Annotated in this window: 5 protein-coding genes and 4 tRNA genes; 2 read left to right on the plus strand and 7 right to left on the minus strand. The window is 46.0% G+C overall.

Going from position 1 to position 5075, the window contains the following annotated elements; genetic code table 11:
* From ACO0U8_RS24125 to ACO0U8_RS24145, 5 genes are all read right to left on the minus strand, one after another.
* On the minus strand, positions 1–128 hold a 128-nt coding region (locus ACO0U8_RS24125), incomplete at its 3' end, for a GTP-binding protein (RefSeq protein ID WP_421671396.1).
* Between the two features lie 108 nt (positions 129–236).
* Positions 237–312 (minus strand) — tRNA-Thr (locus tag ACO0U8_RS24130).
* Between the two features lie 7 nt (positions 313–319).
* Positions 320–394: transfer RNA gene (locus tag ACO0U8_RS24135), tRNA-Gly, on the minus strand.
* A gap of 130 nt (positions 395–524) precedes the next feature.
* Positions 525–609 (minus strand) — tRNA-Tyr (locus tag ACO0U8_RS24140).
* Positions 610–628: 19 nt separating this feature from the next.
* A tRNA-Thr gene (locus ACO0U8_RS24145) sits at positions 629–704 on the minus strand.
* Positions 705–1088: 384 nt separating this feature from the next.
* Here ACO0U8_RS24145 and ACO0U8_RS24150 point away from each other — a divergent pair.
* Both ACO0U8_RS24150 and coaA read left to right on the plus strand, forming a co-directional pair.
* Positions 1089–1595, plus strand: coding sequence for a GNAT family N-acetyltransferase (locus ACO0U8_RS24150; protein ID WP_217202590.1), 507 nt, complete (start codon positions 1089–1091; stop codon positions 1593–1595).
* A gap of 236 nt (positions 1596–1831) precedes the next feature.
* A complete protein-coding gene (gene coaA / locus ACO0U8_RS24155) occupies positions 1832–2782 on the plus strand; it encodes a type I pantothenate kinase (RefSeq protein WP_056780224.1) in 951 nt (316 codons plus the stop codon).
* Between the two features lie 43 nt (positions 2783–2825).
* Here the strand turns inward: coaA and birA are convergent, their stop codons facing one another.
* Entirely contained in the window at positions 2826–3785 is a 960-nt protein-coding gene (gene birA, locus ACO0U8_RS24160) for a bifunctional biotin--[acetyl-CoA-carboxylase] ligase/biotin operon repressor BirA (protein WP_217202589.1), read from the minus strand.
* Entirely contained in the window at positions 3782–4819 is a 1038-nt protein-coding gene (murB, locus tag ACO0U8_RS24165) for a UDP-N-acetylmuramate dehydrogenase (protein WP_217202588.1), read from the minus strand. The genes birA and murB overlap by 4 nt, the downstream gene beginning before the upstream one ends.
* Between the last annotated feature and the right edge of the window lie 256 nt (positions 4820–5075).

A 5075-nucleotide genomic window follows, 5' to 3' on the forward strand; every position in this document is an offset into this window, starting at 1 on the left:
GAACCGCCGTAGGTTTTAGCCAGAACGGTGGTGATTGCTGCAGTCAGGGTAGTTTTACCGTGGTCGACGTGGCCGATAGTACCAACGTTAACGTGCGGTTTGTTACGTTCAAATTTTTCTTTAGACATCGATTGTCCCTCTAAGACACGGTTAAATCGGTGGTATCACCACATCAACCAAGCATTTGCTTGACGAATTAGTTTACAGAAAGAAAATCAGGAGGGAGGATTTGGAAGTGGTGCTGATAGGCAGATTCGAACTGCCGACCTCACCCTTACCAAGGGTGCGCTCTACCAACTGAGCTATATCAGCACATACTTGGAGCGGGCAGTGGGAATCGAACCCACATCATCAGCTTGGAAGGCTGAGGTAATAGCCATTATACGATGCCCGCGTCCTGGAACTCGGCTACCTAATTTTTCTGAAGAACTCGAAGACGGGGAAAAGGACGTGAGACACTTAATTCCTCACCTTCTCTTAAAGAGACCAGGTCACTCTAAGTTGCCTCATTGCTAAGGCCTGTATGGTGGTGGGGGAAGGATTCGAACCTTCGAAGTCGATGACGGCAGATTTACAGTCTGCTCCCTTTGGCCGCTCGGGAACCCCACCTAATTGTTAAGTACTTGAATGGTGCCGGCACCAAGAGTCGAACTCGGGACCTACTGATTACAAGTCAGTTGCTCTACCAACTGAGCTATGCCGGCATCAAGTGCTGCGCATTCTATGGAGACTTTAAGGGGTATGCAACTAAAAAATTGCATGATTTGCTTCTTCGCTCATGTTTTATTCAAAAAATAGGGTTTTTCTAAGTTTTACGCTTAACAAGAGCCAAATAAAGACCCAATACGCCTCCCAGGCCGGCACAGAAATGACGATCCTTACTGGTTTCAATATCCCTCTGCGATGTAAAAATCTTACTCACTAAACAAATTATCAACCACATGCACCAGATTTGAACTTTTGCTTCATGGGTGAGCATCAAAGAATCTCTGCAGTCCCCTTTCGCCGCGTATCAATGGATTTCTTAGATGGCGTGTCTTTTGCATCATTCATTTGAATCTGCTGAATTGCCATTTAAGAGGTAAGCAATGAAAATTGTGATGCTTAATGCCGCTACATTACCTGTCTACCGCGATGAGCTCGCCCGCTTGCTTATAGAAGCCAGTAAACAGGGGATCACTGCAGGCTTGCCCCCTACTTTCGAGCAGCAAGAAGCGGAAAATGTTTTTCACGATTTACGCCCTGCGATCTCACACAACGAATTGTTACTTTGGATTGCCCGGGATGAGCAAGGCGTAACGGGCACTGTGCTTCTTAACCTGGTCCGTTCGCAAGAATCTTCGCATCATGCTGAAGTCAGTGCTTTGTTGGTCTGCTCGAGAGTAAGAAGGAGTGGTGTAGGTCGTCTATTGTTGCGCGAATCAGAAATTAAGGCGCAAGTTTTACGGTATACAATGCTCTCTTCGGACATGCAATCGGGCACCGCTGCAGAAGCCTTTTATCGTTCACAGGGTTATCGCTGTGCGCAATGTAAGTCCTCGACGGATTATCGCAGAAAGAATGAAGTGGTCTATTACAAACAACTTCAACCGTAACTTGCTCCTGTTTTTTCTTTGAATCCCTGCGGGGAGCATGGCCGCATGGTTCGTCATTGTTCTAGTGGGTTTACATGACTTTCTCAAAAAATTTTTAACTCAATCAAAGAAATCGTTAAGTTATAAGAAAAAGATCTCCCCTGAAAACGAAGCTGTCTATAATATGCTGCTGGTTTACTGTCTGGAGTTGGCGTGAACGCCTTTCCTGACCTGCGCTAACAGGCAGACTTTAACTTATGAAAAAAAGTGCCCCATCTTTGGCAACGCCTTACCTGCAGTTCGATCGTGCACAGTGGGCTGCTCTACGCGATTCAGTTCCATTAACGCTCAAAGAAGCGGAAGTGGTGAACCTTAAAGGTATCAACGAGGATTTATCTCTCGAGGAAGTCGCACAAATTTATTTGCCGCTTTCGCGTCTTCTTAATTTCTATATCAGTTCAAATCTTCGCCGTCAGGCTGTGCTTGAGCAATTCCTGGGAACCGATGGCCAGAAGATACCTTATGTCATCGGTATTGCTGGCAGTGTAGCAGTAGGGAAAAGCACTACAGCCCGTGTGCTTCAGGCGTTACTGAGTCGTTGGCCTGAGCATCGTTCCGTTGAACTTATCACTACGGATGGTTTTCTCTATCCCAATAAAACGCTGCAAGAGCGTGGGATCATGAAGAAGAAGGGATTCCCACAGTCTTACGATATGCATCAGTTGGTCAATTTTGTTTCTGAGGTTAAATCCGGAGCGAAGAGCGTCACTGCGCCGGTCTATTCACATTTAATTTATGATGTGATCCCTGAAGGAAATAAAGTCATCGAACAGCCTGACATTTTAATTCTCGAAGGCTTAAATGTTTTACAGAGCGGCATGGATTATCCTCATGATCCGCATCATGTATTTGTCTCTGATTTTGTCGATTTTTCAATATACGTCGATGCGCCTGAGGATTTATTGCAGGGCTGGTATATCAATCGTTTCTTGAAATTTCGTCAGGGTGCGTTCTCTGATCCAGATTCTTATTTTCATCATTATGCAAAACTGCCGGAAGAAGAAGCGGTAAACATCGCCACGCAGTTATGGAATGAGATTAACGGGCTGAATTTAAAAGAAAATATTCTTCCAACAAGAGAGCGGGCCAGTCTGATTCTGACGAAAAGCGCTAACCATGCCGTTGAACATGTAAGACTCAGAAAATAGTATAATAGACATTAAAAGGAGAGCTCAGGCTCTCCTTTTGATTTCACACGCCGCGCAGAGATATCTCACCACCTATATAAGGCTTAATTATACCCTCTTGCTCTAAAAGCAATGCTCCTTGCTGATCAATGCCACGTTCAATACCGTGAATCTCCTGATCTCCAATCAGCAATTTTACCGGTCGGTCGAGAAAATTATCCAGTCCACGCCAGCGTGTAATAAATGGAGCTAAGCCTTCCTTTTCGAAATGCAATAATGCCGCGCGTAATTCTTTCAGCAGAGTTGCCGTGAGCTCATTTCGGTCTATATTAACGCCCGCTTCCTGCAAGTTTATCCAGCCCTGATTAATAGTATCGGCAGCCGGCTCGCGCATTTTAAGGTTTATACCAGCGCCAATAACCAACTGTGCCGCATCTCCGGTTTTACCTGTTAGTTCAACCAGGATCCCGGCTAACTTTCTGTCTTTCAGATAAAGATCATTTGGCCATTTTACGCGTACATCTTCAGCTCCCAGACGCTGAAGCACTTCTGCCATTACGATGCCAATAACCAGACTCAGCCCCATTGCTGCTGCTGGTCCTTGATCAAGCTTCCAGTACATCGACAGATAAAGATTACTGCCAAATGGGGAAAACCATTTTCTTCCACGACGCCCACGCCCTGCCTGCTGGTATTCAGCGACACAGGCATCACCGGAACTCAGTTCTGAAATCCGGTCGAGAAGATATTGATTTGTTGAGTCGATTACGGGCAGCACACTTACACGGCCAGCAGGAAGCATTGAAATAATCGTTGCTTCATCCAGCAACTGAATAGGATGCGGGAGACTGTAACCCTTACCGGGAACAGTGAAAATATCTACGCCCCAATCGCGTACCGTCTGGATATGCTTATTGATCGCGGCCCGGCTCATCCCCATCGCAGTGCCCAGTTGTTCACCGGAATGGAATTCCCCATCAGCTAAAATTGAGATCAAGTGCAGCGGAACGGTAATATCTTTCATGACAGAGCCTCCACGGCATTTACTTCGCCCCCGGCGGCGATAAATCGAACTTCAGGCTCCAGCCAAATACCAAACTTTGCAGCAACAGAATCTCTCACGTGTTTTGCCAACGCACGAACATCCGCACTGCTTGCGTGATCCTTATTAATTAAGACAAGTGCCTGATTCTGATGAACAGCGGCACCGCCAATACTGAATCCTTTAAGATTCGCCTGTTCGACCAGCCAGCCCGCAGCCAGTTTTACCTGCCCGTTAGCCTGCGGGTAAGAGGGCATTGATGGGTAGTCTCGTTGGATCTTTTCCGCTACCACGGAATCAACAGTGGGATTTTTATAAAAACTCCCAGCGTTTCCAGTAATAGCGGGATCAGGCAGTTTACTCATACGCATTGCGCATACTGAATCAAAAATCTCACGGGGAGTAACGCTGTCCGGATCTAAGCGCGTCAGATCACCATAAGTAAGCTTGGGTTGCCAATGCTTGGTTAATCTGAACCCTACAGCGACAATGGCATAACCGTCTTTATAAGCATGTTTAAAAATGCTCTCACGGTAACCGAACTGACATTCTTCCGCCTTAAACTGTATGATCTCGCCACTATTCATGTTCAATACATCAACATATTGACAGACGTTTTGCAGTTCAATCCCATACGCTCCAATATTTTGTATGGGCGCAGAGCCAACGCAACCAGGTATTAAGGCAAGATTTTCCAGTCCAGGAATATTATGTTCAAGTGCGTAGCACACCAGTTCGTGCCAGTTTTCACCTGAGCCAACGTGTAACAACCATTCCTCTGAGTTTTCCGTTACTTCGATACCTTTTATTCTGTTCAATGCCACAGAACCGGAAAAGTCTTCAAGAAAAAGAACGTTGCTTCCCTCACCTAAAAGTAGAAATGGCTGATTCTTTTCTTTCGCCTTTTTCCATGTTTCAACTAACTGAGCAGTACTATTGATATACGTTATTGCCGCAGCATGAGCTGCTATGGAAAAAGTATTGAGGGATTGAAGTGAGGTGCCGTCATTCGACATAACATATTACTCGTCAGTGACCTAATTGCGCATAGTTTAACGTATTCGTTCATCAGCGGCGCAGCGTTTTGTGGTGAGAAGCGAAGCATAAAATACAGGATGTCGAATAAACAGACGCCGCTGTTCCCTAAATTCCACACAGCAAAAAGCCCTGTACGTCAGTACAGGGCTTTCCACTTGTTTGATGCCTGGCAGTTCCCTACTCTCGCATGGGGAGACCCCACACTACCATCGGCGCTACGGCGTTTCACTTCTG

The organism is Rahnella sp. EDr1-12 (genome assembly GCF_049206505.1).
Classification (GTDB): Bacteria; Pseudomonadota; Gammaproteobacteria; order Enterobacterales; family Enterobacteriaceae; genus Rahnella; species Rahnella rivi.